Annotated in this window: 1 protein-coding gene; it reads left to right on the forward strand. The window is 57.9% G+C overall.

The features are described 5' to 3' along the window. Window positions 1–19 precede the first annotated feature (19 nt). Window positions 20–1,184: serine hydrolase domain-containing protein (locus EOA22_RS34375; RefSeq protein WP_245478770.1), on the forward strand; the 1,165-nt coding region annotated here is incomplete at its 3' end.

A 1,184-nucleotide genomic window follows, 5' to 3' on the forward strand; every position in this document is an offset into this window, starting at 1 on the left:
CATGCAGTGTGGGAAAGGGATGGAACAATTCGCACCGGGCGACTTGGTCGCCAGAGTGCCGGCGGATAGGCGTGCAACCTGGTTCGTATCAGCGAAGGCCTCGTGCGCAGGCCGCAAATCCGAAAATGTCCAGGAAGGGAAATCCATTATGATCTCGACCCGACGTTCGTTGCTCAAGATGGGTTTGGCGGGGCTGCTTGTTCCCCAGGGGCGCGTTGCATCCGCAGACGAGAAGAAGGGGCAGTCGTTCGAAGCCTGGCGACACGATTTCGAAGCCTCCCTTCCAGCACGCATGGCGGCCGCCAAGGTCTCAGGAGCCGCCGTCGCCATCGCCTCCAGAGACAGCGCGACGCGCTACACCGCGGCCTTCGGGTTTGCCGATCTGGCGCAAAACCGCAAATTGACCGCGGACACGCCAATGCATTTGGCTTCGGTCAGCAAACTGGTCACCGCCACGGCCCTGGTCCAGTTGTTTGAGCGGAAGGGCTACGATTTGCACGATGACATCAACAAGTTCATCGACTTTCGGATCAAGAACCCTCGCCACCCGAGCTTGCCGATCACGCCGCATCAGCTGATCACGCACACATCCAGTATCTCGGATAAAGGCTACGACGATCTGGACGTGGCCACCGACGGAGATCCGACGCAAAGCCTGAAGGGCTTTCTAAAGGACTATCTTGTTGAGGGTGGCGCATACTATTCGCCTACCACGTCGTTTTTCCCAGCCAAGCCAGGCAATCGATGGAGCTACTGCAATGTCGGGGTGGCGTTGGCAGGTTATGCGGTCCAGTGCATCAGCAAGCAGAGCTTTTCCGCGTATACCCAGAAGAACATATTCGAACCGCTGGGTGTTCGAAATGCGCATTGGTATCTGAAAGAGTTTGCACCAAACGTTCTCGCCAAGCCTTATGAATATGTGAAAGGCGCGTTCAACGAGCTGCCGCAGGAGGGATATCCTGATGTCCCGTCTGGAATGCTTCGTTGCTCGGTAGCCGACCTCACAAAAATCCTGCGTGGCATGCTTGGCGGAATAACCGGCCAGTGCGCGATTTTGTCGCCACGCGCAGTAGCCGCCATGTTGCACGACCAGGTCGATCCGGAACTGGTTTCGTACCAGGGGCTGGGCTGGGTTTCTGAGCCGATCAACGGGCACGATTTCGTCGGGCATTCCGGCAGCGACG

Source organism: Mesorhizobium sp. M7A.F.Ca.US.014.04.1.1, from assembly GCF_003998745.1.
In the GTDB taxonomy this organism is placed as follows: domain Bacteria; phylum Pseudomonadota; class Alphaproteobacteria; order Rhizobiales; family Rhizobiaceae; genus Mesorhizobium; species Mesorhizobium ciceri.